The organism is Castellaniella hirudinis (genome assembly GCF_047468865.1).
GTDB classification, from domain to species: domain Bacteria; phylum Pseudomonadota; class Gammaproteobacteria; order Burkholderiales; family Burkholderiaceae_B; genus Castellaniella; species Castellaniella hirudinis_A.
Genome location: NZ_JBLGTV010000001.1, coordinates 189,540 through 213,891, shown reverse-complemented (window position 1 = coordinate 213,891; position 24,352 = coordinate 189,540). Strand labels below are relative to the sequence as shown.

Here is a 24,352-nt window from a genome sequence, read left to right as displayed (position 1 = left end):
CTATTCTATGACTAAATGCGGCCCCTGTTGGTTCCACACCATCGGGGCAATCCCCAGTGCGGGGCGCGGGATGAGAAAAAAGCATTAAAACAAGGGCACGGGTTCCATCAGGCACTGCAGGGGGTGCTGCCCGGCATGGGCCAGCCGCAAGACGGTGTCCACCCGGGTGGCGGCGACATCCCGGGTATAAATGCCGCAAACGCCCCGGCCCTTGTGGTGCACCTGCAGCATGATGCGCTCGGCCTCGGCATCGGTTTTGTGAAAGACCCGCCGCAGCACCTGCACCACGAAATCCATGGGCGTGTAGTCGTCGTTCAGCAGAACGACCTGGTACATGGGCGGCGGCGACAGGCGCGCGGGCAGGTTTTCCTGGACCAATTCAGGCTGATGTTGAATTATGCTTGGCATGCGGCCCCGAACTTAGTGGTTTCCATAGTTGACTGAAGGCGGTGGAATTCAGCATGATCGACGTGTCCCGCGGTTTGTTGCCGTTTCCGGCGCTGGCGCGGGCCGCTTAAACCCACACATAGAGGCAGTTTGCATGTCGGAATCCATCGAAAACACCGGAGAATCGCAAAAACTCACCGGCACCGTAAAATGGTTCAATGACGCCAAGGGCTTTGGCTTCATCACCCCGGACAACGGGGGCGAAGACCTTTTTGCACATTTCTCGTCCATCCAGATGAACGGCTTCAAAACCTTGAAAGAAGGCCAGAAAGTCGCTTTCGATATTGCGCAGGGTCCGAAAGGCAAACAAGCCCTGAATATTACTGCTGCTTAATCACGCTGGGTATTTCTTGTCATTCTACCGCGATGCAGGGCCTGTCAAAGGCTCTGCTTTTCTTGTTGGCCCAGCCACGGGGCCGCGCCCAAGGCCCGAACCGGCCCGAACACCGCCCGACGACCATCCGGCGGGACACGCGCGGCGGGCCCGGCGACGGGGCCGGGCGCTTCGAGGCTGGACGCTTCGGGCGCTGGCCCTGCTGGCGCTGGCGCTGGCTCTGGGGGCGGGCCTGTGGGCCGTCCAGGCCGGGGCCCAGCCGCCCCAGGCCCGCCTGACCATCGGCGCGCACACGATCCAGGCCGAACTGGCCGACACGCCGGCCACCCTCAGCCGGGGGCTGATGCACCGCGACCACCTGCCCGCCGACGCCGGCATGCTGTTCCTGTTCGACCAGCCCGACATCCGCTGTTTCTGGATGAAGAACACCCGGATTCCCTTGTCCATCGCCTTCATCGACCCGCAAGGCCGGATCGTGTCCATCCAGGACATGCAGCCCCAAAGCCTGGACACGCACTGCTCGCCCGAAGCCGTCGGCGCCGCCCTGGAAATGAACCAGGGCTGGTTCCGGCGCGCGGGCATCCGGGCGGGCGACCGCGTCAGCGGTCTGCCCTGAATCGCCCGGGCGTCCGGTGACGACGAGAAGGGCCAAGCGTCAACGACCCAATCCCCACGGGGCCAGGGCCGCCCCCCCTTGTGGCCGGTGACGAAAAAACCACCCTTCGGGGTGGTTTTTTAGTGCGCTTGCCGGCCGGGCCGATCAGCCCAGGTTGCTGGCGGCAAAATCCCAGTTGACCAGGCTCCAGAAGCTTTCCAGATACTTGGGACGCGCATTGCGGTAGTCGATGTAGTAGGCGTGTTCCCAGACATCACAGGTCAGCAGGGCCTGGTCGTCGGAGGTGACCGGGGTGCCGGCATTGCTGGTGTTGACGATGTCCAGGGTGCCGTCCGATTTCTTGACCAGCCAGGTCCAGCCAGAGCCGAAGTTGCCCGCGGCCGATGCGGAGAACGCCGTCTTGAAAGCATCCACGCTGCCCCACTTGGCTTCGATGGCCTGGCGCAGGGCGCCGCTGGGTTCGCCCCCGCCGTTGGGCGACAGGCTGTTCCAGTAGAAGGTGTGATTCCAGACCTGGGCGGCGTTGTTGAACACCCCGCCCGACGCCTTGCGGATCACGTCTTCGAGACTGAGCGATGCCAGCTCGGTGCCCTCGATGGCCTTGTTCAGGTTGGTGACGTAGGCCTGGTGGTGTTTGCCGTAGTGGAATTCGAGCGTTTCCTTGGAGATATGCGGCTGCAGGGCATCCAGGGCATAGGGGAGCGGCGGCAGGGTAAAAGCCATGACATTTCCTTCAAAATACTTTTGAAACTTCAAGTCTAACGCATTTTTCACCGCCGTCCAGCCGGCCCCCGCTTTTGGCCGCCCGGGCAGCCAAAACCTATCCACAGAGATTTCGGATTTGTCAAACCGGCCTATTTTTGCGCCTGAACGGGGAACTCATCAGAAAAAACCTAAAGAAATTATCGCAAGTCATTGATTTGTATAAAAGCTGACGAAATTCTGAGCTTGCGCAATAAATAGCCAATCTACTGCAAACAGGCTTGAATCATGCGGGTTCGCAAGTTTATGCACAGAATTATCCACAGAATCTGTGGATACTGCCCGCAAAGCCTTGCCACACGCCGCTTTCCCCCGCGAAAGCCCCCGATCCCGGCGGGCGCGGGTAGAATACGGCCACGGCCGCCCCCCGGCGGCGCTTCACCCAAAAGGAACCGATCGTGCTGGATATCATCGACGCGGCCGGCTGGCCCATCTGGCTGTTGATCGCCACTTCGGTCATCACGCTGGCCTTGATCATCGAACGCGCCCTGGCGCTGCGCGGCAGCCTGGTCATGCCCAGCGGCCTGCCCGAGCAGGTGCTGGAACTCATGCGCCGCCAGCAAGACGACCCCGACGCCATCCTGCGCCTGGCACGCGGCAGCGCCATGGGCCGCATCCTGGCCGAGGTCGCCGCCCAACGCCAAGAAGACGAAACCCGGCGCCAGGACGCCATCGAGGCCGTGGGCCGGGATGTCTCCTGGCGGCTGAACCGCTACCTGGGCGGCCTGTCCACCATTTCCGTCATCGCCCCCCTGCTGGGCCTGTTCGGCACCGTGGTGGGCATGATCGAAATCTTCGGCGCCTACGACCCCGCCGGCGGCGACCCCGCCCAGCTGGCGCACGGCATCGCCATCGCCCTGTACAACACCGGCTTCGGCATCCTGATCGCCATCCCCGCGCTGGCCTTCCACCGCTATTTCCGCTCACGCGTAGAATACTTTCTGCACACCATGGAACGCGAAGCCGGCACGCTGAACCGGCTGATCAACCGACGCCCCGCCGCATGAACTTTCACCACCGCCGCAGCCGCGACGAGCCCGAAATCAATCTCATCCCGCTGATCGACGTCCTGCTGGTGATCCTGATTTTCCTGGCGGCGTCCACCTCGTTCAACCGGGCGCGCCAGCTGGCCGTGGCCCTGCCCCAGGCCCAGGCGCAGGCGGCGGACACCCGCGAGGCCCAGGAACTGACCATCAACCGCGACGGCCAATACGCGCTGGACGGCCATTTCCTGCCGGCCAACGACCCGGCGGCCCTGACGGCCGCCCTGCAGGCCGCGGTCGGCCCGCGAGCGCAAGCCATCCTGCGCATCAACGCGGACGGCCAGGCCACCCACGCCGCCGTCGTCCAGGCCCTGGAAGCCGCGCGCCTGGCGGGCATCGGCCGGGTCTATTTCCTGACCGACGGCGGGCCATGACCGCCCCCGCCAAGGCGCCGGGCCGGCGCCGGCTGGAAGACGCCCTGCAGGCCTTGTGGCGCGGCCGGGGGCCGGGCAGCACCGCCTTGCTGCCCCTGGCCTGCCTGTACGGAATCCTGTCGCAGCGGCGCATGGCGCGCCAGGCGCGCAACGCATGGCGCGCCGCCGTGCCCGTCATCGTCATCGGCAACATTCTGGTGGGCGGCACGGGCAAGACGCCCGTGGCGCAAGCCGTCTGCCAATATCTGCAGTCCATCGGCCGCCGCCCGGGGCTGATCAGCCGGGGCTACGGCAGCCACGTCGGGGCCGAACCCCACCTGAGCGACCAGCGGCGCGACAGCCGCTGGCTGGGCGACGAGCCCGCCCTGCTGCACGCCGCCACTGGGGTGCCGGTGGCGGTTCACCCCCAGCGGGCCCGGGCGGCGCGCGCGCTGCTGGCCACCCACCCGGACACCGACGTCCTGATTGCCGACGACGGCCTGCAGCACCGGGCCCTGGCGCGCGACGTGGAAATCATCGTGCAGGACAGCCGCGGGATCGGCAACGGCCGCCTGCTGCCCGCGGGGCCCTTGCGCGAACCGCCCGCCCGGCTGGCCCGGGCCGACTGGCTGATCACCCACCTGAGCCCCGGCCAGACCCCGCCCATCGGGGACGCGCCCGCCGGCCGCGCCCGGGCCGTCGCCATGCGCCTGCAACCCGGGTACTTGGTGCAATGCGCCACCCAGGCCCGCCTCGACTGGCCCGACTGGCAGGCCCGGTACGGCCGCGAAACCTGCCATGCGGCGGCCGGCATCGGCCAGCCCCAGCGGTTTTTCGACATGCTGCGCCAGGCGGGCCTGAGGCTGGATCGGACCCTGGCCACCCCCGACCACCGGGCGGCCTCCCTGGCCCAGCTGCAGGCCCTGCCGCCGGGGCCGATCCTGATCACCGCCAAAGACGCCGTCAAGCAGGCGCGCATCGACGACCCGCGCATCTGGACGGTCTATCCCACCCCCTGGTTTTCCGACCCCGACTGGCTGGCCGCCCTGGCCCGACAAATTTAGCCGCACATTTTCAACTTCTGGCATTACACTGTTTGTTTTGTCATCTGCTCAGTCTCCGTCCCATGGAAAACCGCTTACTGCAGATTCTCGTGTGCCCTGTCTGCAAGGGGCCCTTGCGCCACGACCGCGAAGCCCAGGCGCTTCTCTGCGCCATCGACCGGCTGGCCTTCCCGATCCGCGACGGCGTGCCGATCATGCTGCCCGCCGAAGCCCGGCCACTGGAGCCGGCCCCCGCGCCCGCATGAGCTTTATCGTCGTCATCCCGGCGCGGGCGGCCTCGACGCGCCTGCCGGGCAAGCCGCTGCTGGATCTGGCCGGCCTGCCCATGGTGGTGCGCACCGCCCGGCGGGCGGCCCAATCCGGCGCCCGCCGCGTCCTGATCGCCACCGACCACGCCGACATCCTGCAGGCGGCGGCCCAGCACCACATCGAAGCCCTGATGACCCGCGCCGACCACCCCACCGGCACCGACCGCCTGGCCGAAGTCGTCCAGACGCTGTCCCTGCCCGACGAGGCCGTCGTGGTCAACGTCCAGGGCGACGAACCCCTGATCGACCCCCGGCTGATCGACGCGGTGGCCGCGCTGCTGCAGCGGCACCCCGACGCGGCCATCACCACCTGCGCGGCCCCCATCACCCAGGCCGACACCCTGTTCGACCCCAACGCGGTCAAGGTCGTGTGCGACCACCGGCAGCGCGCCCTGTATTTTTCCCGGGCGCCGATCCCCTGGGCGCGCGACGCGTTGGCCGACGGCGGGCGGCGTCTGGCGCCCGGCCTGCCCGCCCGGCACCACATCGGCCTGTATGCCTACCGCGCCGGGTTTCTCAAATCCTTTCCGCAGCTGCCCCCCGGCCAACTCGAACGCACCGAATCCCTGGAGCAACTGCGCGCGCTGGAACAAGGCTTTTCCATTTACGTGCACCCTACCCCCACCCACCCGGCCGCGGGGGTGGACACGGCCCAGGATCTGGCCCGGGTACGGGCTCTGCTGGATCAAAACCCGGCAATCGACGCCCACTGACCATGCAGGGTGTGCTGCATTGCGGCATAATCGAAAAAATTTGAAAAACTCAGGAGGATAATCATGCGTTTGATTCTGCTAGGCCCCCCGGGGGCGGGCAAAGGCACCCAGGCAGCTTACATCACCGAGGCATTCGGCATCCCGCAGATTTCCACGGGCGACATGCTGCGCGCCGCCGTCAAGGCGCAAACCCCCCTGGGCCTGGCCGCCAAGAAGATCATGGACGAAGGCGGCCTGGTGTCCGACGACCTCATCATCGGCCTGGTGCGCGACCGCCTGCAACAGGCCGACTGCCGCAACGGCTATCTGTTCGACGGCTTTCCCCGCACCATCCCCCAGGCCGACGCCCTGAAGGACGCCCGGATCGCCCTCGATTACGTCATCGAAATCAGCGTTCCCGAAGAACACATCATCGAACGCATGAGCGGCCGCCGGGTGCACGTCGCCAGCGGGCGCACCTACCACGTCACCTTCAATCCCCCCAAGCAGGCCGGCCTGGACGACGACACCGGCGAGCCCCTGATCCAGCGCGACGACGACCGCGAAGAAACCGTGCGCCACCGCCTGTCGGTCTACCGCGACCAGACTCGGCCGCTGGTGGACTACTACGCCCAATGGGCCGGCCAGGGCGATGCGCAAGCGCCGCAGTACGCCAAGATTTCCGGCGTGGGCTCGGTGGACGAAATCCGCAATCGCATCCTGGGCATCCTGCGCGCCCATTCAGCGGCTTGATCCCGGGGCAGACCATGGACATTCGAGATCAAGTCATCCTGGTCACCGGCGGGGCATCCGGCCTGGGGGCCGGCACGGCCCGGGCGCTGGCCGCCGCCGGCGCCCGGCTGGTTCTGGCCGACGTGCAAGACGAAGCCGGCCAGGCCCTGGCCGCCGAACTCGGCCAAACCTACATCCACTGCGACGTCACCTCGGAAACCGACGCCCAGGCGGCGGTCGGCGCGGCCACGGCGGCAGGCACGCTGCGCGCGCTGATCAACTGCGCGGGCATCGCGCCCGCCGCCCGCATCGTGGGCAAATCCGGCCCGCACGACCTGGCCCTGTTCCGCCGGGTGATCGACATCAATCTGGTGGGCTCCTTCAACATGGCCCGCCTGGCCGCCCTGGCCATGGCCGACAACGCCCCGCAGGACACCGGCGAACGCGGGGTCATCATCAACACCGCCTCGGTCGCGGCCTACGACGGCCAGATCGGCCAATCCGCCTATGCCGCCTCCAAAGCCGGCATTGTCGGCATGACGCTGGCCATCGCCCGCGACATGGCCAAGCTGGGCGTGCGCTGCATGACCATCGCCCCGGGCATCTTCGGCACGCCCATGCTGTTCGGCATGCCCCAGGAAGTCCAGGATTCCCTGGCCGCCAGCGTGCCGTTCCCTTCGCGCCTGGGCCGCCCCGAGGACTACGCCAAGCTGGTTCTCGGCATTCTGGACAACGACATGCTCAACGGCGAAACCATCCGTCTGGATGGCGCCATCCGCATGGCGCCAAAGTAAAAATGCCCCCACGCCGCACCAGCCGCCTCGCTGGTTGCGGGGAGTGGCTGAATCAAGCCAATGAGTCTGCTGCGTTCGGCGGCCACGATCAGTGGCCTGACCTTGTTTTCCCGGGTGACCGGCATGCTGCGCGATGTCATGATCGCCAGCGTGTACGGCGCCGGGCCTCTGACCGACGCGTTCTGGGTGGCGTTTCGCATCCCGAACCTGCTGCGCCGCCTGTTTGCCGAAGGGGCGTTTTCCCAGGCATTCGTCCCCATCCTGGGCGAAGTCCGCCAGCGCGAAAACCAGGATCACTTGCGCCGCCTGCTGGATCGCGTCGCGCTGCTGCTGTTCGCCACCCTGTGCGCCGTCACCCTGATCGGCATGCTGGGCGCGGGCTGGGTGGTCACCGCCATGGCCAGCGGCATGCGCACCGCCGCCCGCGCCGAGGAATTCCACGAAGCCATCTGGATGACGCGGCTGATGTTTCCCTACATCATCTGCATGTCTCTGGTGGCCTTCGCCTCCGGGGTGCTGAACACCTTCAGCCGCTTTGCCATCCCCGCCTTCACCCCCGTGCTGCTGAACCTCGCCATGATCGCCGCCAGCCTGCTGCTGGCCGACCGCATGGCGCAGCCCATCCATGCGCTGGCCGTGGGCGTGCTGGTGGGCGGCGTGCTGCAGTTTGGCGTCCAATGGCTGGCCCTGGGCAGGCTGGGTCTGCTGCCGCGCTATGGCCAAGGCCTGCGCGCCGCCTGGCGCGATCCGATCGTGCAGCGCATCATGCGCCAGATGCTGCCCGCCATCCTGGGGGTGTCCGTGGCCCAGCTGTCCCTGCTGATCAACACCAACATCGCCACCTGGCTGGAACCCGGCAGCGTGACCTGGCTGTCGTTCGCCGACCGCTTGATGGAATTTCCCACCGCGCTGCTGGGGGTGGCGCTGGGCACGGTGCTGCTGCCCAGCCTGTCGGCGGCGCACGCCCGCAACGACCACGCGGCCTACAACGCCTTGCTGGACTGGGGGTTGCGGCTGGTGCTGCTGCTGGGCCTGCCCGCGGCCCTGGGCATGGCCCTGCTGTCGGACGGCCTGGTGGCGACCCTGTTCAACTACGGGGCGTTTTCCGGCGCGGACGTCGCCCAGACCCGCCTGGCCGTCACCGCCTACGCGGTGGGCCTGCTGGGCCTGCTGGCCATCAAGATCCTGGCCCCGGGCTTCTATGCCAAGCAAGACATCCGCACCCCCGTGCGCATCGCCATCGGCGTCCTGGTCTTTACCCAGCTGATGAATCTGGCCCTGGTGCCCTGGCTGGCCCATGCGGGCCTGGCCCTGTCCATCGGCCTGGGGGCCAGCGCCAACGCCCTGGTGCTGGTCGTGCTGCTGCGCCGCCGCCGGCTGTATACCCCCCTGCCCGGCTGGCCGCTGTTTGTATTGAAGCTGCTGCCCGCGCTGGGCGTGCTGGGCGCGGTGCTGCACTGGGCCAACCGCGACCTGGACTGGATCGCGCTGGGGGCCCACCCCGCTGGCCGGGCGGCCTGGCTGCTGGGGGTGCTGGCCGCATGCGTCCTAGCGTACTTCAGCACCTTGTTTTTATTCGGCTTTCGGCCCAAAGACTTTACACGACGCCAAGCGTAGGATAAACTTACTGTCTTTGCCAAACAGGGCAAGCAACCGTTTCCATTTTGCAAACCAGATCATAATCTATGGCCAATTCAGCACAAGCCCGTAAACGCGCCCGTCAGGCCGTTGCCCTTAACAAACACAACGCCAGCATGCGTTCCATGCTGCGCACCGCCATTAAGCGCGTGCGCCAGGCCATTGAAACCGGCGACCAGGCCGCTGCCAACGAAACCTTCCGCAAGGCCAGCAGCGTGATCGACCGCGTCGCCGACAAGCAAATCATTCACAAGAACAAAGCCGCGCGTCATAAAAGCCGCCTGTCCGCCGCGATCAAGGCCCTCGCCTGATCTCCGAAACGCCGCTTGCCTGGTAACAAAAAAGCGCCTTCGGGCGCTTTTTTGCGTGGGCAACGCACAAAGGGTGCCGACCCCGGCTTTTATTGCCGGCCCAGCAGCAAAAATTCCATCAGGGCTTTTTGCACATGCAGACGGTTTTCGGCCTCGTCCCAGACCACGCTTTGCGGGCCGTCGATGACGTCGCCGGCGACTTCCTCGCCCCGATGCGCGGGCAGGCAGTGCATGAACACCGCATCCGGCCGAGCGGCCGCCATCATCTGGGCATCCACGCACCAATCGGCAAACGCCAGGCGGCGGGTTTCGTTTTCGGATTCGTAGCCCATGCTGGTCCAGACATCGGTGGTGACCAGATCGGCCCCGCGGCAGGCTTCCAGGGGGTCGTCGAACTGGCGCAGCACCGTGTCGGGCTGCTGTCCCACCCGAACCGGATCCAGGCGATAGCCCGCCGGAGCCGACACATGCAGGGTGAAACCCAGCAGCTCGGCCGCCTGCAGCCAGGTATACGACATGTTATTCGCATCCCCGATCCAGGCGACGGTCTTGCCCCGGATCGGCCCCCGGTGCTCGACGAACGTGAGGATATCGGCCAGGATCTGGCAGGGATGGTATTCGTTGGTCAGGCCATTGATGACGGGCACGCGCGAATGCGCCGCGAAGCGCTCGATGCGGGTTTGCTCGAAGGTACGGATCATCACCAAGTCGACCATGCGGGAGATGACCCGCGCCGTGTCCTCGATGGGTTCGGCGCGGCCCAGCTGCGAGCCTTCGGTCGTCAGGTAGATGACCGAGCCGCCCAGCTGGTACATCCCGGCCTCGAACGACACCCGGGTGCGGGTGCTGGCCTTTTCGAACACCATGGCCAGATTGCGGTCGTGCAGCGTGTGGTGCGGCTGGTAGCGCTTGAATTTGTCCTTGATCAGCCGGGCGCGGTCGATGACATAGTGGATCTCGTCCTCAGAGAAATCGCGCAACTGCAAAAAATGCCGCAAAGGCCCGGTGGGATTGGCTGCTGACATGGGACACCCTCTGTAAAACGACCATATTACCGTGCGCGGGCGGGACGCGCAAAACGCCGATCGGATACAATGCGCGGCGTAGGGGATGTTGCGCGCCTGTTTTCCAGGCGTGCCCCGTCTTTGGAACCCACATGACCCACCCTGTCCAGCACTTGATCATCCACGGCAAAACCCTGGATGGCCAGCGATTCCGCCCCAGCGACTGGGCCGAGCGTCTGGCCGGCGTGCTTTCCCAGTTTCGGCCCGCCGGATCATTGCACAACCCGCTGTCGTACTCGCCCTACGCCATGCCGCGCCGCATGGACGGCGTCCCCTGCGTGGTCATCGACCACCGCCTGCGGCAGCTGGAACCCCTGGCCTGGAAATTCGCCTGCGACTTCGCCGACAGCAACCACTTGCTGACCACCGACACCAGCGCCCCGCCGGAAGCCCTGGACATACCGGCCTGAACAGCGCGACGTAAAACGGCGGCGACATGACAATCCGGCGGAGACATGACAATCGCCCGTTTTTTTGCTTCAGATTAATAGTTCAAGCAATAAATATTTGATATCTATGGGCTTTACGCTTTTTAGGGTAAACCCCATGATACAGTCATGAACGCCTTGTCCAAGGCCCACTGATTCTCCCCGAGGACAGCATGACCACACACCAAGACTGGGATCCGCGCGCGCCCGACGTCCTTGCCGACCCGATCGCCGCCTACGACCGCATGCGCCAACGCTGCCCGGTGGCGCACAGCGACTACCTGCACCATTCCATTTTTCGCCACGCCGACGTGGTGCGCATCATCCAGGATCACGACACCTTCAGCAGCCAGGCCTCGCGCTTCGTGTCCGTGCCCAACAGCATGGATCCGCCCGAACACACGGCCTACCGCGCCCTGATCGAACCGTACTTCGGCCCCGAGCGCATGGCGGCCTTCGAACCCACTTGCCGGCGCATCTGCGACGAACTGGTGGCCGCCCTGCCGCGCAACAGCAGCGTCGAAATCATGTTTGGCCTGGCGCACCCCTTCGCCCTGCGCATGCAGTGCGCGTTTTTGGGCTGGCCCGACAGCCTGCACGAACCCCTGCTGCAGTGGATACACAAGAAAAACGTGGCCACCCTGTCGGGCGACAGCCATGCCATCGCCGCCGTGGCCACCGAATTCGACCAGACCATCCGCGACCTGCTGAAAGCCCGCCGCCGGGCGGGCGACCAGGCCCCGGACGACATCACCACCAGCCTGATGCGCGACACCGTCAACGGCCACCCGCTGACCGAAGACGAAATCGTCAGTATTTTGCGCAACTGGACGGTCGGCGAACTGGGCACCATGGCCTCCAGCATCGGCATCATCGCGTATTACCTGGCCGTTCACCCCGATCTGCAAGACCAGCTGCGTCGCCAGCCCGCGCTGGTGCGGGCGGCCAACGACGAGATCCTGCGCATCCACGCCCCGCTGATCGCCAACCGGCGCACCCCCACCTGTCCGGTGCGGGTGGGCGGTGTCCAAATCCAGCCGGGTGAACGCCTGACGCTGATCTGGGCGGCGGCCAACCGCGACGAGGCCGTCTTTGGCGACCCGGACGAATTCCGCCTGGATCGCGACCCCGGCCTGAACCTGCTGTACGGGGCCGGCATCCACGCCTGTCCGGGCGCCCCCCTGGCGCGGCTGGAAATCGAGGCCATGGTTCAGGCTTTGCTGGCTGGCACCCAGGCCTTGCGGCCCAGCGACGAACACCCGCCCATGCCCGCCATCTACCCCGCCAGCGGATACCGGCAGGCCATCCTGATGCTGCGGCACTGAATGTTGCAGCCCGGGCACAAGAAACCGGCAGATCACCATTCGTCATGGGGTTAACGGCGCGGATTGCGTATAAGCGCGTTACAATTCAAGCTTGAACCAACCGGGGCGCATCGTCCCGGGCTTTCTTGCAAGGGCCTGCCATGTGTCAGCTGCTGGGCATGAATTGCGCCACGCCGACGGACATCACGTTTTCCTTTACCGGCTTTGCCGCCCGCGGGGGCGGCACCGACCACCACGCCGACGGCTTCGGCATCGCCTTCTACGAAGGCCGGGGCGCGCGCTGCTTCCTGGACAACGCACCCAGCTGCCAATCCCCGGTGGCCGACCTGATCAAGCGCTATCCCATCAAGTCGCGCAACGTCATCGCCCACATCCGCAAGGCCACCCAGGGCGCGGTGGAACTCGAAAACAGCCACCCCTTCGTGCGCGAGCTCTGGGGCCGCCACTGGCTGTTCGCCCACAATGGGGATTTGAAGTCTTTTTCCCCCGCCCTGGCGGGCGACTTCCTGCCCATCGGGCAGACCGACAGCGAACACGCCTTCTGCTACATGATGGAAGGCCTGCGCCGCCGCTTCGGCCGCGCCGAGCCCGACGACCAGGATTTGTTTTCCGCCGTGGCCGAAATGACGGCCGAACTGACCCGATACGGGGTATTCAACTTCCTGCTGGCCAACGGCCGCTGCATGCTGGCGCATTGCTCGACCAGCCTGTCCTACATCACCCGTGCCTGGCCGTTCCAGGTGGCGCACCTGGTGGACACCGACGTCACGCTGGATTTTTCGCACTACGCGAAACAGGGCGATTGCGTGTCGGTGATCACGACCAAGCCGCTGACCGACAACGAAACCTGGATTCCGTTTCGCACCGGCGAACTGATGATGTTCATCGACGGGCGGGCGCAATCCAGCGTGCGCATCGACATCCCCGAAGCCATCCAACGCAGCAACCAGGCCAATCTCAGCTGCGTCTGACCATGCGCCAGTGCCGCATGCCGCCCCGCCCCCGCCAAGCACCGCGCACGGGCCGGCATCCCCTGGCGGTTTCCTGAAAACCGACCGACGCTTTCACCATGAACACCCCCACCCCCTCGGACGATCCGCGTCCCGTCGAACCCATCGAGCCCGACCTGAACGAATGCTGCGGCAATGGCTGCACCCCATGCGTCTACGACACCTACGCCGAAGAAAAACGCGCCTGGCGGGAAGCCATCAAAGACTGGGAACAACGCCACCCGGATCAGGCCGACGCCTGAAAACCCACGCTACGCCGCGCATCTCTACGCCACGCGACGCCACGTCACGCCGCGCCACTCTACGCCGCATTACACCGCTTAGTCCTTGCTGCCCATAGGGCTACCCCCCCGCCGGGCGGGCCGGATTCTTATAATCGGAGTTTCCAATTCATCTTTTCAGGAATCACGCACCGTGGCCTCTGACGCTATCCCCATGTTCGCCGAAAACACCTATCCCCTGGATGCCCGCGGCATCGCCAAGCGCTTTCGCCATGCGGCCATCTTCGGTGCGTTGTCGGCCCTGCAGCCCGGCGAAACCATGCGCTTTTGCAACGATCACGACCCCCTGCCCCTGCTGCAGCAGCTGAAAAACCACTTCGGCGAAAACATCGAATTCGAATACCTGGCGCGCAACCCGGGCGAAATCGTCATCGACTTCCACATCGTGCCCTGAACCACCCCGCCCGATGCCCATAAGGCCGCCCGCACCGGGCGGCTTTTTCGTGCCAATTTCGCTCCAATCCCGGGCAACGACGCCAGAGCCCTGCGGGACGGCATCAAACCCGCGCGCACGCGACGCCACCAGCATCCACCCCCGGCATCGCGGCATCACGATGGCATCCGCCCCGCTTCTTAACCCACATCAAGCCTATTGAAGAATTCCTGAGTTTCCCTTGATAACACTATATATTGTGTTTACTATTCAAAAAAACACAATATATAGGATTAATAAGTGGATACGCTAACGATGAACACCCCGGCGCCAGACGCCACGGCGCGCCCCGTGCCCCAGGTCGATGTGATCCGCTCCATCGACGAATACCTGCAGCAGCAAGACTGGCGCGTCAACGCCAACGCCAACCAGGGCTATTCGCTGGGCGGCCTGATCCTCAACACGTCGGGCAAGATGATCGCCAATTACTGGCTCAGTCACGTCTACCCGGAAGCCATCGGCCAGGCGCACCGCCAGGGCGACCTGCACATCCACGACCTGGACATGCTGTCGGGCTATTGCGCGGGCTGGTCGCTGCGCACCCTGCTGGCCGAAGGGCTGAACGGCGTGCCCGGCAAGGTCGAATCCGCTCCCCCCAAACATATGTCCAGCGCCGTGGGCCAGATCGTCAATTTCCTGGGCACCCTGCAAAACGAATGGGCCGGGGCCCAGGCCTTCAGCTCCTTCGATACCTACATGGCGCCCTTCATCCGCCAGGACGGCATGGACTACGCCGCCGTGCGCCAGTGCATGCAGGAACTGATCTTCAACCTGAACGTGCCGTCGCGCTGGGGCACGCAAACCCCCTTCACCAACCTGACCTTCGACTGGGTCTGCCCCGAAGACCTGCGCGGCCAGACGCCAGTGATCGCCGGGCGTGAAACCGATTTCACCTACGGCGAACTGCAGGCCGAAATGGACCTGATCAACCAAGCCTACATCGAAGTCATGATGACGGGCGACGCCCGGGGCCGGGCCTTTACCTTTCCCATCCCCACCTACAACATCACGCCGGATTTCGACTGGGACAGCCCCAACGCGCAGCGCCTGTTCGAGATGACCGCGAAATACGGGCTGCCTTATTTCCAGAATTTCATCAATTCCGAACTCAAGCCTAATATGATCCGCTCCATGTGCTGCCGCCTGCAGCTGGATCTGCGCGAACTGCTGAAGCGCGGCAACGGGCTGTTCGGCTCGGCCGAACAAACCGGCTCGCTGGGGGTGGTCACCATCAACTGCGCCCGGCTGGGCCATCTGCACCGGGGCGACGAAGCCGCCCTGCTGGCCCGCCTGGACACCCTGCTGGATCTGGGCCGCGACAGCCTGGAAATCAAGCGCCGCGTCATCCAGCAGCACATGGATCAGGGCCTGTTCCCCTATACCCGGCGCTACCTGGGCACGCTGCGCAATCATTTTTCCACGCTGGGCGTCAATGGCGTCAACGAAATGATCCGCAATTTCACGACGGACGCGCACGACATCACCAGCGCCTGGGGGCATGCTTTCGCCGTGCGCCTGCTGGATCACGTGCGCGCCCGCATGGTGCAGTACCAGGAAACCACCGGGCATCTGTACAACCTGGAAGCCACCCCGGCCGAAGGCACCACCTACCGCTTCGCCAAAGAAGACCGCGCCCGCTGGCCCGATATCCTGCAGGCCGGCACCGCCGACATGCCGTATTACACCAATTCATCCCAGCTGCCGGTGGGCTTTACCGACGACCCCTTCGAGGCCCTGGAACGCCAGGACGAACTGCAGCGCAAATACACCGGGGGAACGGTTCTGCACCTGTACATGACCGAACCGCTGTCCTCCGCCGAGGCCTGCCGCAGCCTGGTGCGCCGCACCCTGGGCCGCTTCAGGCTGCCGTACATCACCATCACCCCCACGTTTTCCATCTGCCCCAAGCACGGCTACCTGCCGGGCCGGCACGATTTCTGCCCGCACTGCGACGACGCGCTGATCCAGGAAAAACAGCGCCAAGCGCAAGCGGACAGCAACCCCCGCACCGCCGCATCCGGTGGCGATGCCCTTTCATCCTTCAGGAGCACTCCATGAACCCCACCCACATCCCCTTGGACAACGCCGAACGCCAGCCGTGCGAAATCTGGACGCGCGTCATGGGCTACCACCGCCCGGTGTCGTCCTTCAACATCGGCAAGAAAGGCGAATTCCACGAACGCCGCTTCTTCGTCGAACGCCGCGCCGGGCAGGCCCCCGCCGCCCGCCCCGCATAAAGGCGGACGGCAGATGCGCGCCACCCCGACAGCCACACCCGCCCGGCCTGACGCGCCTGCCTGGCCTGTCGCGTCCGCTCGGCCTGACGCGGACGCCCAGTCTGATGCGGACGCTCGGCCTGACGCACTCCTCCGACCTGACGCGGACGCCTCAGCCGTCCCTCGCGCCACACCCCGGCGCATCCGCCCCGGCGCCCACGGCGGCGGGCGCCTGAAGGTCGGCGGCCTGGTGCCGTTCACCGCCACGGACTACCCCGGCCTGCTGGCCGCCGTGGTGTTCGTCCAGGGCTGCCCCTGGCGCTGCGGCTACTGCCACAACCCGCATCTGCAGCCGCGCACCGCCGACAGCCCTGTGCCGTGGCCCGAGGTCATGGGCCTGTTGCAACGCCGGGTCGGGCTGATCGACGCCGTGGTTTTCAGCGGCGGCGAACCTACCATGGATCCCGGCCTGGACGCCGCCATCCGGCAGGCGCGCGCGCTGGGCTACCGGATCGGGCTGCACACCGGCGGCACCCACCCGCGCCGCCTGGCCCGGGTGCTGCCGCTGGTGGATTGGGTGGGGCTGGATGTCAAGGCCGGCTTTGCGCAATACGAACAGGTCACGCAAGTGGCCGGCAGCGGCATCCCGGCCCGCGCCAGCCTGCAGGCGGTGCTGGACAGCGGCGTGGACTTCGAATGCCGCACCACGGCGCATCCCAGCCTGATCGACGCCCAGGGCCTGCTGGCCCTGGGACGGACGCTGGCCGACCTGGGCGTCCAGCACTATGCCGTACAAATTTTTCGGCCCCAGGGCTGCGCGGACGATGCGCTGAATGCCCAGGGCCAGAGCCTGGCGCACTGGCCCGGCCCGGCCATCGAAACCGCTTTGGCCGCGCTGTTTCCGCGCTTTGCGATCCGGCGGCCCTGAACGCACTGCGGGCGGCCCGGCAAACCACACCGGAACCGCCCGCGCCACCTACAGTCCCATCGCATCCAACAGCAGGCGCGCCGCGTAATCGGCGAAACTGCGCCGCACGATCAGTTCCCAGGCTTGCCCATCATCGGCCAGGGGCCGCAGCAGGATGCTGGTTCTGAAAAAATGGGTCTGGGCGCACTGGCCCAGTCTGAGCACGCGGGGATGCAGATCCAGCGGGCAGCCGGCATTCAGCACCGCGCTGGCCTGCGGCCCGTGCAGGTGCATGACGGAATACCCGCTGGTCTGGTCCGTGACGGCGAACCAGCCCGCGCCGGCCGCCCGGCCGATGTCCGCCACCAGGCCCGCCGGGTCGTCCCCCACGCAGCGCAGCAGCCATTCGTCGGGGGCCAGCCACAGGGCCAGCCGGTCGCCGGCCTGCGCCACCGTATTGGGGGCCACGGGCAGATCCACCCCGATGGCCTGCCGCACGGCCGCCGACAAGGCCGCGTCGGCGGGGTCGAGGCGCAGGTTGATCAAGGGCACGCCGGGCAATTCGGACAACTGCGCCGTGTCCAGCGAACCGCGGGACAAAGGCTGGCCGTCGCCATTTTGCAGGCTCACCAAGGGGGTTTCGATTTCACTCAACATGTTGACGGGCTCCTTCGGGGTCGTAGAACACCGGGCTGCTGACACGCGCCGGCATGAACTGGCCATCGGCCGTGGCCACGGTGATTTCCTCTCCCATGCGGGACTGGCCATCGACCAGCAATGCCATGGCGATCGAGCGGCCCAGGATCGGGCTCATGTAGCTGGAGGTGACATGGCCGAACATGGGGGCGATCTTCGCCTGGGTCGGCCCCTGCAGGATCTGCCCGCCTTCGGGCAGGACGCAGGTCGGGTCGACCGGCAGCAGGCCCACCAGCTGCTTGCGGCCCGCCCCCTGCGTGTGGCTGCGCATCAACGAGCGCTTGCCCAGACAATCCTTGGTCTTGGCCACCATGCCGCCCATGCCCAGATCGACCGGCGAGACCGAGCCATCTGTCTCCTGGCCCACGATGATGTAGCCTTTTTCGCCGCGCAGGACGTGCATGGTTTCCGTCCCGTAGGGGGTGATCCCGTAGGGCTGGCCCGCCTGCATCAGGCGTTCGACCACATGACGGCCATGATTGGCCGGCGTGTAGATTTCGTAGGACAGCTCACCCGAAAAACTGACCCGCAGCACCCGGGCGAACACCCCGTCGATCGTGCCTTCCTTGAAGCTCATGAAGGGGAAGGCGTCATTGCCGAAATCAATGTCCCGGCACACCGCGCTCAGGATCTTGCGCGCATGCGGCCCGGCCACGGTGGCCACGGAATAATGATCCGTGATCGACGTCAGGTAGACGCGCAGGTCGGGCCATTCCGTCTGCAGCCAGCGCTCCATCCAGCTCATCACCTTGGCGGCGCCGCCCGTGGTGGTGGTCAGGATGAAGTGGTCTTCGGCCAGGCGGATGCTGACGCCGTCGTCCATGACCATGCCGTTCTCGTCCAGCAGCAGACCGTAGCGGCAGCGCCCCGGCTGCAGCTTGGTCCAGGAATTGATATACATGCGGTTCAGGAATTCGGCCGCGTCCGGGCCGCGCACGTCGATCTTGCCCAGCGTGCTGTAGTCCAGGATGCCCGCCGCGTTGCGCACGGCCAGACACTCGCGGCGCACCGCCGCGTGCATGTCCTCGCCCGGTTTGGGGTAGTAGTGCGCCCGCTTCCAGTTGCCCACGTCCTCGAAGATCGCGCCTTGTTCGCGGTTCCAGTCATACAGGCAAGTCTTGCGGATGGGGTCGAAATAATCCCCCAGTTCGCGCCCGGCGACGGCGCCGAAGCTGACCGGCGTGTAGTTGGGACGGAACGTGGTGGTGCCGGTCTCGGGAATGCTTTGCTTGAGCGCCTCGGCCACCACGGCCATGCCATTGATGTTGCCCAGCTTGCCCTGATCCGTGCCAAAGCCCATGGCGGTATAGCGCTTGACGTGTTCGATCGAATGATAGCCCTCGCGCACCGCCAGGTGGATGTCGGACACGGAGACATCGTTCTGGTAGTCGATGAACTGCTTCGGCCCTCGCGCAATCTGCGCCCCCTTGCCCACGGACCACAACGGCAGCAGCGGCGCCTCGCGCACGGCCCGCGCTCGCCAGGCCGGCGCCTCGACAGCCTGGGCGTCCAAGGCCCCTTGGGCCGCCGCCAGACCCGCCCGCACCCCGCCATCGAGCGCCTGCTGCAGGCTGAAATCGCCATTGGCCGCCCCGGCGCTGCTTTGCGGCTGGGCGGGATCGCCCGGCACGAAGCAGACGCGCTGGTCGCACCAGCGGGGCCGGCCACGCGACTGCGCATACAGGTGAACCACCGGGTTCCAGCCGCCCGACATCGCCAGCAGATCGCACGGCAAGGTATCGGCCCCGTTTTTCAAGGCCGCGCCATGCCCCTGCAAGCGCACCCCCGTGACGTGCTTGCCGCCCAGCGCCTGGGAAACGACGGCCTGATGCAGCACGTCGATACCCATCCCGGCGGCTTCTTTGGCCAGGTCGCCGTCGCTCACGACCCGGGGATCCACCACGGTGACATGCGCCCCATGGCGCTTCAGGTCGATGGCGCATTGGTAGGCGCTGTCATTGTTGGTGAACACCACGGCCCGGCGGCCCGGCAGCACGCCGAAACGATGGATGTAGGTGGACACCGCGCCCGCCAGCATCACCCCGGGCACGTCATTGTTGCCGAACACCAGGGGGCGCTCGTGAGCCCCCGTCGCCAGCACCACCTGGCGGGCGCGAATCTTCCAGACGCGCTCGCGCACGCCCCGGCGGCTGGCAATGGGCAAGTGGTCGTGCAGGCGTTCGCAGGCGGTGACCAGGTTGTGATCTTGATAGCCGAAGGCGGTGGTGCGCGACAGCACCTGCACCTCCGGCAGGCGGCCCAGCTCGGCCAGCCGTTCGGCCACCCAGCGGCTGGCCGGCTGGCCGTCGATTTCCTCCGGCAGGCGCAGCAGGCTGCCGCCCGGCTCGGCGCCATCATCCACCAGGATGACCCGCGCCCCCGTGCGGCCGGCCGCGCAGGCGGCCGCCAGGCCGGCCGGCCCCGCGCCCACCACCAGCACGTCGCAATGGGCGTAGCGCTTTTCGTAGCGGTCGGGGTCGGCGGATTCGGGCACCGTGCCCAGGCCGGCCGCATCGCGGATGCGTTCTTCGTACTTGCCCCACCAACTGCGGGGCCACATGAAGGTCTTGTAATAGAACCCCGCCGGGATGAAGCGCGCAAAGCGCTGCATGATGGCCATGCGGTCGCGTTCGATGTCCGGCTTGGCATTGACGCTGACCGCCTTCAGGCCGTCGTACAGTTCGACCTCGGTGGCGCGCGCATTGGGAATGGTATACAGACCGCTTTCCAGCTGCACCAGGGCATTGGGTTCTTCGACCCCGGCGGTCAGGATGCCGCGCGGCCGGTGGTATTTGAAGCTGCGGGCCACGAAATGCACCCCGTTGGCCAACAGGGCCGAGGCCAGCGTATCCCCGCGAAAACCGGTATAGGCCTTGCCATTGAAGGTGAAATTCAATGGCGCGCCACGATCCACCCGGCCCCCTTGCGGCAGACGACTGTTCTGACTCATGATGCCTCCTGGTTCTGGTCGAAGGTTTCGTAATCCTGGATGTCGTAGGTGCGCGTATCGCGCGTCGCAATAAACCAGCGGCGGCAGCCGTGGGCATGCACCCATTGCTCGCGGAACGGCCCGCACGTATTGCGGCGCATGAAGACATAGTCGCCCCACTGGCGGTCGTCCAGGTCGGTGCTGTCCAGGGGCCGGACAATGCCGGCTTCGCCGCCGTAGCTGAATTCCGACTCGGCCCGGTTCCCGCACCAGGGACATTTGATCTGCAACATGATGGGGCTCCTCAGTGGGCGACGGCAGCCGCGCCGTGCTCGTCGATCAGGTGGCCGCTGTAGAAGCGGTCGATGGAAAACGCCTTGTTCAAAGGATGCGGTTCGTCGTTGGCCACGGTATGGGCGAAGACCCAGCCCGAGCCCGGCGTGGCCTTGAAGCCCCCCGTGCCCCAGCCGCAGTTGAAGTACAGCCCCTTGATGTCGGTCTTGCTGATGATGGGGCAGGCATCCGGCGAGACATCCACGATCCCCCCCCACTGGCGGTTCATGCGCACCCGGCTGAGTGACGGGAACATCTCGACGATGGCCTGCAGCGTGTGCTCAATACTGTGGAAGCTGCCCCGCTGGCCATAGCCCAGGTACTGGTCGATCCCGGCGCCGATCACCAGATCGCCCTTGTCCGACTGGCTGATATAGGCGTGCACGGCATTGGACATGATGACGGTGTGGATGCAGGGCTTGACCGGCTCGGAGACCAGGGCTTGCAAAGGATGGCTCTCGATGGGCAAACGGATGCCCGCCATATCGGCCAGCACGCTGGAATGCCCCGCCACCACCACCGCGACCTTCTTGGCCTTGATGAAGCCCTTGCCAGTGTCCACGCCTTCGATGACTCCATCCTTTTTGCGGATATTGGTGACCGGGCAGTTCTGGATGATGTGCACCCCCAGGCGGTCGGCGGCGCGCGCAAAGCCCCAGGCCACGGCGTCGTGGCGCGCCACCCCGCCGCGCCGCTGGAACGAGCCCCCCAGCACGGGGTAGCGGCTGTTCAGATTGATGTTGGGCACGATTTCCTTGACCTGCGCCGGCGTGATCCATTCGCCGTCCACCCCGTTGTAGCGGTTGGCGTTGATGCGCCGCTGGGTGTCGCGGACTTCCTGCAGGTTGTGGGCCAGATTCATCACGCCGCGCTGGCTGAACATGACGTTGTAGTTCAGATCCTGCGACAGGCCTTCCCACAGCTGCATGGCTTTTTCATACAGCTGGGCGGATTCGTCCCACAGGTAGTTGGAGCGCACGATGGTGGTGTTGCGGGCGGTGTTGCCGCCCCCCAGCCAGCCTTTTTCCAGCACGGCCACATTGCGCACCCCGTGAACCTTGGCCAGGTAGTACGCAGTGGCCAGGCCGTGGCCGCCGGCCCCCACGATGACGACATCGTATTCCCGCTTGGGTTCCGGGCTGTGCCAGGCCCGCCCCCAATGTTCGTTATGACTCAGCCCGTTGCGGATCAGGCTGAAGATCGAGTAGCGATTGCTCATGGTCTCCCCACTGGTCTAATGGCGCGCCCGTTTGGGCGACATGGTGCCAGTACATCAAATCCGGGGACTGACCGCTAGAACAATTCCGCCTTAGCAATGGAAGAATCTGGCACCGCCCCGCCCGACCCCGTCGGCCGTGCCCGCAATCGGCGTTGCAAGACGCGTGTAAAAAACACCCAGCACCTCCGCTTGAACCGCCCGGCGGTGGCGCGGCGGCGATCCGCGCTTGGAAAATTCAGAAAAAATCGCGGCGGCCCGGAAAGACCTCGCTGACATAATCCGCCATCGGGTCGGGCGCGGCCAGCAGCGCGTCGGGCAGTTGGGCCCGGTCGCGCCAGACGCTGGGCGGCAGGTGAAAAGACGCGCGGAATTCGCGCCCCAGATGGGACGCGTCGGAAAACCCGCAGTCCGACGCAATGGCGGCAATCGTCTTTTTGGTGTGCGTCAACATCCAGGCCGCCAGGCGCAGGCGCATGCCCCGGGCATAGGCCTGCGGGCTTTGGCCGGTGGCCTGCTTGAACAGGCGTTCCAGGTGGCGCACGGACACCCCCAGCCGGCCGGCCAGTTCATCCAGCGTCAAGGCATGCCCGACGTGCTGTTCCATCAGCAGGACGGCGCGGCGCACCACGGGGTGGGTGGTGGGCTGCACCCCCGGCGGCAGGGGCTGGGCGGCGCTGGCCCGGCCGGCATTGTCCACCTGCAAAATGCGCAGCGCCTTCTGCACGATGGACTGGTCGATGTGCCGCCGCAGGATTTCCGCCGCCACGTCGATCGACGCCCGCCCCCCGGAGCAGGTAATGCGCCGCCGGTCGAACACATACAGCCGGTCGGCCACCACCTGGGCCGGATCGACGCCGGGAAAGCGTTCGAGAAAATCCCAGTAGTGGAACCAACTGATACAAATCCGGTGTTGTTCAAGCACTCCGGCCAGCATCAGGGTAAAGACCCCCGTGCACAAGCCCACCAAATGCACGTTCTTGTCCGCCGCCTCGCGGATGAAATCCAGCACCTGGGCGTTGACCGGGGGCCGTTTCAGCAGGCCGCCCACCACCACCACATAATCGAAGCGGGCCGGATCGCCCAAGGTCTCGGACGGCACGACCTGGATGCCGCTGCTGGAACGCACCGGAGCCAGGGTTTCGTCGATGACCTGCCAGGCGCAACGCATGGGACGGCTGTGGTCGCCTTCGTCGCTGGCCAGGCGCAGGACGTCCAACATGCCTGAAAAAGCGGTCAGGGTAAAGCTTGGCAGCAAGATAAAGCCAAAGCGCACGGGTTTGCTGGTCATTGCTTGCGTTCCTTGCGTGTGATTCGATTCCAATGGCATGACGGTTTCATTCTAGCCAGTTGGCCAAACCGGTGGTGTAGTACGGACACATTTCTTCCCGTTGCGGCAACGCGACGAGCCCGCACAAAATCGGAGACCCCATGCAAAATCTTCCCTCCCCCGGCACCGCCACGGCCTTTTGCCTGACGGTGTCCTGCCCCAGCCAGGCCGGTCAGGTGGCCGCCATCGTGTCGTTTCTGGATCAACGCCAGGGTTATATCGACGAATTCACCGTCTTCGATGAAAAAAATACCCAGCAATTCTTCGTGCGCTGCGTGTTCCACACCGAAGGCCCGCAGGCGCTGGACCGCGCCACGCTCGACCGCGACTTTGCCGCGCTGGCGCGGCGGTTCTCGATGCGCTGGGCGATTCACGACCTGACACAGCGCCCGAAAGTGCTGATCCTGGTGTCCAAACTGGAGCACTGTCTGGCGGATCTGCTGTTTCGCACCCGCATGGGCGAATTGAACATGGACGTCACCGCCATCGCCTCGAACCATGCCTCCCTGCGCGGCCATGCCGACAATGCCGGCATCCCCTTCCACCACCTGCCGGTAAGCAACGAAAACCGCGCCGCACAAGAAGCCGCCATTCTGGATCTGGCCGCCGCCACCGGCACGGAACTCGTGATTCTGGCCCGCTACATGCAGATTCTGCGCCCCGAAACCAGCAAGGCCCTGGCGGGCCGGGCCATCAATATCCACCATTCTTTCCTGCCCGGATTCAAAGGGGCCAAGCCCTATCACCAAGCCTACGAACGCGGGGTGAAGGTCATCGGGGCCACCGCCCACTTCGTGACCGACGACCTGGATGAAGGCCCCATCATCGACCAGGTCGTGGAAGCCGTGGATCACACCCAGAACCCCGACCAGCTACTGGCCACCGGCCGCAACCTGGAATGCCGCGCCCTGGCGCGGGCCGTGCGCCATTACCTGGAACGGCGGATATTCATCAACGGCAACCGCACTGTGGTGCTGTAGCGTCCCGCGCCGGCCACGGAGGCCGCCCCGTCCGACAGGGCGGCCCCCGTGACAGTCTTCAAACACCGCCGCGCCGCTCGGGCAGGCAACCGCCAAATCCGCCGCAACAA

At 65.8% G+C, this 24,352-nt stretch carries 28 protein-coding genes; 20 read left to right on the top strand and 8 right to left on the bottom strand.

The features are described 5' to 3' along the window. Positions 1-84: 84 nt before the first annotated feature. Positions 85-408, bottom strand: coding sequence for an ATP-dependent Clp protease adapter ClpS (gene clpS / locus ACMHYJ_RS00975; RefSeq protein ID WP_414244325.1), 324 nt, complete (start codon positions 406-408; stop codon positions 85-87). Positions 409-541: 133 nt separating this feature from the next. Here clpS and ACMHYJ_RS00970 point away from each other — a divergent pair, with 133 nt between their 5' ends. Both ACMHYJ_RS00970 and ACMHYJ_RS00965 read left to right on the top strand, forming a co-directional pair. Then, positions 542-781 (top strand): cold-shock protein, encoded by a 240-nt coding sequence (locus ACMHYJ_RS00970; protein ID WP_066454117.1) that lies wholly within the window; start codon positions 542-544, stop codon positions 779-781. Positions 782-797: 16 nt separating this feature from the next. Then, positions 798-1,397, top strand: coding sequence for a DUF192 domain-containing protein (locus ACMHYJ_RS00965; protein WP_414244324.1), 600 nt, complete (start codon positions 798-800; stop codon positions 1,395-1,397). Between the two features lie 144 nt (positions 1,398-1,541). On the opposite strand, the gene sodB is transcribed toward ACMHYJ_RS00965, so the two are convergent. Continuing rightward, positions 1,542-2,120: a superoxide dismutase [Fe] gene (gene sodB / locus ACMHYJ_RS00960; protein ID WP_414244323.1), complete on the bottom strand. Its 579-nt coding sequence runs from the start codon at positions 2,118-2,120 to the stop codon at positions 1,542-1,544. A gap of 437 nt (positions 2,121-2,557) precedes the next feature. On the opposite strand from sodB, the gene ACMHYJ_RS00955 reads away from it, so the two are divergent. From ACMHYJ_RS00955 to rpsT, 9 genes are all read left to right on the top strand, one after another. After that, on the top strand, positions 2,558-3,166 hold the full coding sequence (locus ACMHYJ_RS00955) for a MotA/TolQ/ExbB proton channel family protein (protein ID WP_414244322.1): 609 nt from the start codon (positions 2,558-2,560) through the stop codon (positions 3,164-3,166). Further along, a complete protein-coding gene (locus tag ACMHYJ_RS00950) occupies positions 3,163-3,576 on the top strand; it encodes an ExbD/TolR family protein (RefSeq protein ID WP_414244321.1) in 414 nt (137 codons plus the stop codon). Before ACMHYJ_RS00955 ends, ACMHYJ_RS00950 begins: the two co-directional genes overlap by 4 nt. Then, a complete protein-coding gene (gene lpxK, locus ACMHYJ_RS00945) occupies positions 3,573-4,619 on the top strand; it encodes a tetraacyldisaccharide 4'-kinase (RefSeq protein WP_414244320.1) in 1,047 nt (348 codons plus the stop codon). The genes ACMHYJ_RS00950 and lpxK overlap by 4 nt, the downstream gene beginning before the upstream one ends. 62 nt (positions 4,620-4,681) lie before the next feature. Continuing rightward, positions 4,682-4,864 (top strand): Trm112 family protein, encoded by a 183-nt coding sequence (locus ACMHYJ_RS00940; RefSeq protein WP_414244319.1) that lies wholly within the window; start codon positions 4,682-4,684, stop codon positions 4,862-4,864. Then, a complete protein-coding gene (kdsB, locus tag ACMHYJ_RS00935; protein ID WP_414244318.1) occupies positions 4,861-5,640 on the top strand; it encodes a 3-deoxy-manno-octulosonate cytidylyltransferase in 780 nt (259 codons plus the stop codon). Before ACMHYJ_RS00940 ends, kdsB begins: the two co-directional genes overlap by 4 nt. A 63-nt stretch (positions 5,641-5,703) precedes the next feature. Further along, the gene (gene adk / locus ACMHYJ_RS00930; RefSeq protein WP_414244317.1) at positions 5,704-6,372 is read left to right on the top strand and encodes an adenylate kinase; all 669 of its coding nucleotides are present in this window, start codon (positions 5,704-5,706) and stop codon (positions 6,370-6,372) included. Positions 6,373-6,386: 14 nt separating this feature from the next. Beyond that, positions 6,387-7,145 carry an SDR family NAD(P)-dependent oxidoreductase gene (locus ACMHYJ_RS00925; RefSeq protein WP_414244316.1) on the top strand — a complete coding sequence of 253 codons (759 nt, stop codon included), beginning with the start codon at positions 6,387-6,389 and terminating at the stop codon, positions 7,143-7,145. Between the two features lie 60 nt (positions 7,146-7,205). After that, positions 7,206-8,762: a murein biosynthesis integral membrane protein MurJ gene (gene murJ, locus ACMHYJ_RS00920; RefSeq protein ID WP_414244315.1), complete on the top strand. Its 1,557-nt coding sequence runs from the start codon at positions 7,206-7,208 to the stop codon at positions 8,760-8,762. A gap of 68 nt (positions 8,763-8,830) precedes the next feature. Next, a complete protein-coding gene (gene rpsT / locus ACMHYJ_RS00915; RefSeq protein ID WP_414244314.1) occupies positions 8,831-9,094 on the top strand; it encodes a 30S ribosomal protein S20 in 264 nt (87 codons plus the stop codon). A gap of 89 nt (positions 9,095-9,183) precedes the next feature. Here rpsT and argF read toward each other — a convergent pair whose 3' ends face one another. Beyond that, complete coding sequence (gene argF, locus ACMHYJ_RS00910) at positions 9,184-10,119, bottom strand: ornithine carbamoyltransferase (protein ID WP_414244313.1); 936 nt, start codon at positions 10,117-10,119, stop codon at positions 9,184-9,186. Positions 10,120-10,250: 131 nt separating this feature from the next. Between argF and ACMHYJ_RS00905 the strand changes: the two genes are divergently transcribed. The 8 genes from ACMHYJ_RS00905 to ACMHYJ_RS00870 all read left to right on the top strand — a co-directional run bounded on the left by ACMHYJ_RS00905 (position 10,251) and on the right by ACMHYJ_RS00870 (position 16,779). Further along, positions 10,251-10,568, top strand: a complete 318-nt coding sequence (locus tag ACMHYJ_RS00905; protein WP_414244312.1) for a DUF3579 domain-containing protein — start codon at positions 10,251-10,253, stop codon at positions 10,566-10,568. Between the two features lie 191 nt (positions 10,569-10,759). After that, positions 10,760-11,911, top strand: a complete 1,152-nt coding sequence (locus tag ACMHYJ_RS00900) for a cytochrome P450 (protein ID WP_414244311.1) — start codon at positions 10,760-10,762, stop codon at positions 11,909-11,911. 140 nt (positions 11,912-12,051) lie between these two features. Further along, positions 12,052-12,882, top strand: a complete 831-nt coding sequence (locus ACMHYJ_RS00895) for a class II glutamine amidotransferase (protein ID WP_414244310.1) — start codon at positions 12,052-12,054, stop codon at positions 12,880-12,882. 98 nt (positions 12,883-12,980) lie between these two features. Next, on the top strand, positions 12,981-13,163 hold the full coding sequence (locus ACMHYJ_RS00890) for an oxidoreductase-like domain-containing protein (protein ID WP_414244309.1): 183 nt from the start codon (positions 12,981-12,983) through the stop codon (positions 13,161-13,163). 193 nt (positions 13,164-13,356) lie between these two features. Then, positions 13,357-13,596 (top strand): DUF2249 domain-containing protein, encoded by a 240-nt coding sequence (locus ACMHYJ_RS00885; protein ID WP_414244826.1) that lies wholly within the window; start codon positions 13,357-13,359, stop codon positions 13,594-13,596. Positions 13,597-13,890: 294 nt separating this feature from the next. After that, positions 13,891-15,693, top strand: coding sequence for a ribonucleoside triphosphate reductase (locus ACMHYJ_RS00880; RefSeq protein ID WP_414244825.1), 1,803 nt, complete (start codon positions 13,891-13,893; stop codon positions 15,691-15,693). Then, positions 15,690-15,872 carry an anaerobic ribonucleoside-triphosphate reductase gene (gene nrdD / locus ACMHYJ_RS00875; RefSeq protein WP_414244308.1) on the top strand — a complete coding sequence of 61 codons (183 nt, stop codon included), beginning with the start codon at positions 15,690-15,692 and terminating at the stop codon, positions 15,870-15,872. Before ACMHYJ_RS00880 ends, nrdD begins: the two co-directional genes overlap by 4 nt. A 181-nt stretch (positions 15,873-16,053) precedes the next feature. Next, positions 16,054-16,779 (top strand): anaerobic ribonucleoside-triphosphate reductase activating protein, encoded by a 726-nt coding sequence (locus ACMHYJ_RS00870; protein WP_414244824.1) that lies wholly within the window; start codon positions 16,054-16,056, stop codon positions 16,777-16,779. Positions 16,780-16,827: 48 nt separating this feature from the next. Here ACMHYJ_RS00870 and ACMHYJ_RS00865 read toward each other — a convergent pair whose 3' ends face one another. The 5 genes from ACMHYJ_RS00865 to ACMHYJ_RS00845 all read right to left on the bottom strand — a co-directional run bounded on the left by ACMHYJ_RS00865 (position 16,828) and on the right by ACMHYJ_RS00845 (position 23,223). Further along, positions 16,828-17,415 carry a sarcosine oxidase subunit gamma gene (locus tag ACMHYJ_RS00865; RefSeq protein WP_414244307.1) on the bottom strand — a complete coding sequence of 196 codons (588 nt, stop codon included), beginning with the start codon at positions 17,413-17,415 and terminating at the stop codon, positions 16,828-16,830. Then, positions 17,405-20,404 carry a sarcosine oxidase subunit alpha family protein gene (locus tag ACMHYJ_RS00860; RefSeq protein WP_414244306.1) on the bottom strand — a complete coding sequence of 1,000 codons (3,000 nt, stop codon included), beginning with the start codon at positions 20,402-20,404 and terminating at the stop codon, positions 17,405-17,407. Before ACMHYJ_RS00860 ends, ACMHYJ_RS00865 begins: the two co-directional genes overlap by 11 nt. Continuing rightward, positions 20,401-20,676 (bottom strand): sarcosine oxidase subunit delta, encoded by a 276-nt coding sequence (locus ACMHYJ_RS00855; protein WP_414244305.1) that lies wholly within the window; start codon positions 20,674-20,676, stop codon positions 20,401-20,403. Before ACMHYJ_RS00855 ends, ACMHYJ_RS00860 begins: the two co-directional genes overlap by 4 nt. 11 nt (positions 20,677-20,687) lie before the next feature. Then, entirely contained in the window at positions 20,688-21,935 is a 1,248-nt protein-coding gene (locus ACMHYJ_RS00850; protein WP_414244304.1) for a sarcosine oxidase subunit beta family protein, read from the bottom strand. Between the two features lie 235 nt (positions 21,936-22,170). Beyond that, positions 22,171-23,223 carry a GlxA family transcriptional regulator gene (locus tag ACMHYJ_RS00845; RefSeq protein WP_414244303.1) on the bottom strand — a complete coding sequence of 351 codons (1,053 nt, stop codon included), beginning with the start codon at positions 23,221-23,223 and terminating at the stop codon, positions 22,171-22,173. A gap of 140 nt (positions 23,224-23,363) precedes the next feature. Here ACMHYJ_RS00845 and purU point away from each other — a divergent pair, with 140 nt between their 5' ends. Beyond that, a complete protein-coding gene (gene purU / locus ACMHYJ_RS00840) occupies positions 23,364-24,242 on the top strand; it encodes a formyltetrahydrofolate deformylase (RefSeq protein WP_414244302.1) in 879 nt (292 codons plus the stop codon). Positions 24,243-24,352 lie beyond the last annotated feature (110 nt).

Excerpts from the sequence above, each read along its gene's own strand:
- ACMHYJ_RS00865 (WP_414244307.1), bottom strand. The coding sequence starts at position 17,415 with ATGTTGAGTGAAATCGAAACCCCCTTGGTGAGCCTGCAAAATGGCGAC.
- ACMHYJ_RS00845 (WP_414244303.1), bottom strand. The coding sequence starts at position 23,223 with ATGACCAGCAAACCCGTGCGCTTTGGCTTTATCTTGCTGCCAAGCTTT.
- ACMHYJ_RS00850 (WP_414244304.1), bottom strand. The coding sequence starts at position 21,935 with ATGAGCAATCGCTACTCGATCTTCAGCCTGATCCGCAACGGGCTGAGT.
- argF (WP_414244313.1), bottom strand. The coding sequence starts at position 10,119 with ATGTCAGCAGCCAATCCCACCGGGCCTTTGCGGCATTTTTTGCAGTTG.
- ACMHYJ_RS00925 (WP_414244316.1), top strand. The coding sequence starts at position 6,387 with ATGGACATTCGAGATCAAGTCATCCTGGTCACCGGCGGGGCATCCGGC.
- ACMHYJ_RS00950 (WP_414244321.1), top strand. The coding sequence starts at position 3,163 with ATGAACTTTCACCACCGCCGCAGCCGCGACGAGCCCGAAATCAATCTC.
- murJ (WP_414244315.1), top strand. The coding sequence starts at position 7,206 with ATGAGTCTGCTGCGTTCGGCGGCCACGATCAGTGGCCTGACCTTGTTT.
- clpS (WP_414244325.1), bottom strand. The coding sequence starts at position 408 with ATGCCAAGCATAATTCAACATCAGCCTGAATTGGTCCAGGAAAACCTG.
- sodB (WP_414244323.1), bottom strand. The coding sequence starts at position 2,120 with ATGGCTTTTACCCTGCCGCCGCTCCCCTATGCCCTGGATGCCCTGCAG.
- ACMHYJ_RS00860 (WP_414244306.1), bottom strand. The coding sequence starts at position 20,404 with ATGAGTCAGAACAGTCGTCTGCCGCAAGGGGGCCGGGTGGATCGTGGC.
- ACMHYJ_RS00970 (WP_066454117.1), top strand. The coding sequence starts at position 542 with ATGTCGGAATCCATCGAAAACACCGGAGAATCGCAAAAACTCACCGGC.
- ACMHYJ_RS00890 (WP_414244309.1), top strand. The coding sequence starts at position 12,981 with ATGAACACCCCCACCCCCTCGGACGATCCGCGTCCCGTCGAACCCATC.
- ACMHYJ_RS00880 (WP_414244825.1), top strand. The coding sequence starts at position 13,891 with ATGAACACCCCGGCGCCAGACGCCACGGCGCGCCCCGTGCCCCAGGTC.
- adk (WP_414244317.1), top strand. The coding sequence starts at position 5,704 with ATGCGTTTGATTCTGCTAGGCCCCCCGGGGGCGGGCAAAGGCACCCAG.
- purU (WP_414244302.1), top strand. The coding sequence starts at position 23,364 with ATGCAAAATCTTCCCTCCCCCGGCACCGCCACGGCCTTTTGCCTGACG.
- kdsB (WP_414244318.1), top strand. The coding sequence starts at position 4,861 with ATGAGCTTTATCGTCGTCATCCCGGCGCGGGCGGCCTCGACGCGCCTG.
- rpsT (WP_414244314.1), top strand. The coding sequence starts at position 8,831 with ATGGCCAATTCAGCACAAGCCCGTAAACGCGCCCGTCAGGCCGTTGCC.
- ACMHYJ_RS00900 (WP_414244311.1), top strand. The coding sequence starts at position 10,760 with ATGACCACACACCAAGACTGGGATCCGCGCGCGCCCGACGTCCTTGCC.
- ACMHYJ_RS00885 (WP_414244826.1), top strand. The coding sequence starts at position 13,357 with ATGTTCGCCGAAAACACCTATCCCCTGGATGCCCGCGGCATCGCCAAG.
- ACMHYJ_RS00855 (WP_414244305.1), bottom strand. The coding sequence starts at position 20,676 with ATGTTGCAGATCAAATGTCCCTGGTGCGGGAACCGGGCCGAGTCGGAA.
- ACMHYJ_RS00905 (WP_414244312.1), top strand. The coding sequence starts at position 10,251 with ATGACCCACCCTGTCCAGCACTTGATCATCCACGGCAAAACCCTGGAT.
- ACMHYJ_RS00895 (WP_414244310.1), top strand. The coding sequence starts at position 12,052 with ATGTGTCAGCTGCTGGGCATGAATTGCGCCACGCCGACGGACATCACG.
- nrdD (WP_414244308.1), top strand. The coding sequence starts at position 15,690 with ATGAACCCCACCCACATCCCCTTGGACAACGCCGAACGCCAGCCGTGC.
- lpxK (WP_414244320.1), top strand. The coding sequence starts at position 3,573 with ATGACCGCCCCCGCCAAGGCGCCGGGCCGGCGCCGGCTGGAAGACGCC.
- ACMHYJ_RS00940 (WP_414244319.1), top strand. The coding sequence starts at position 4,682 with ATGGAAAACCGCTTACTGCAGATTCTCGTGTGCCCTGTCTGCAAGGGG.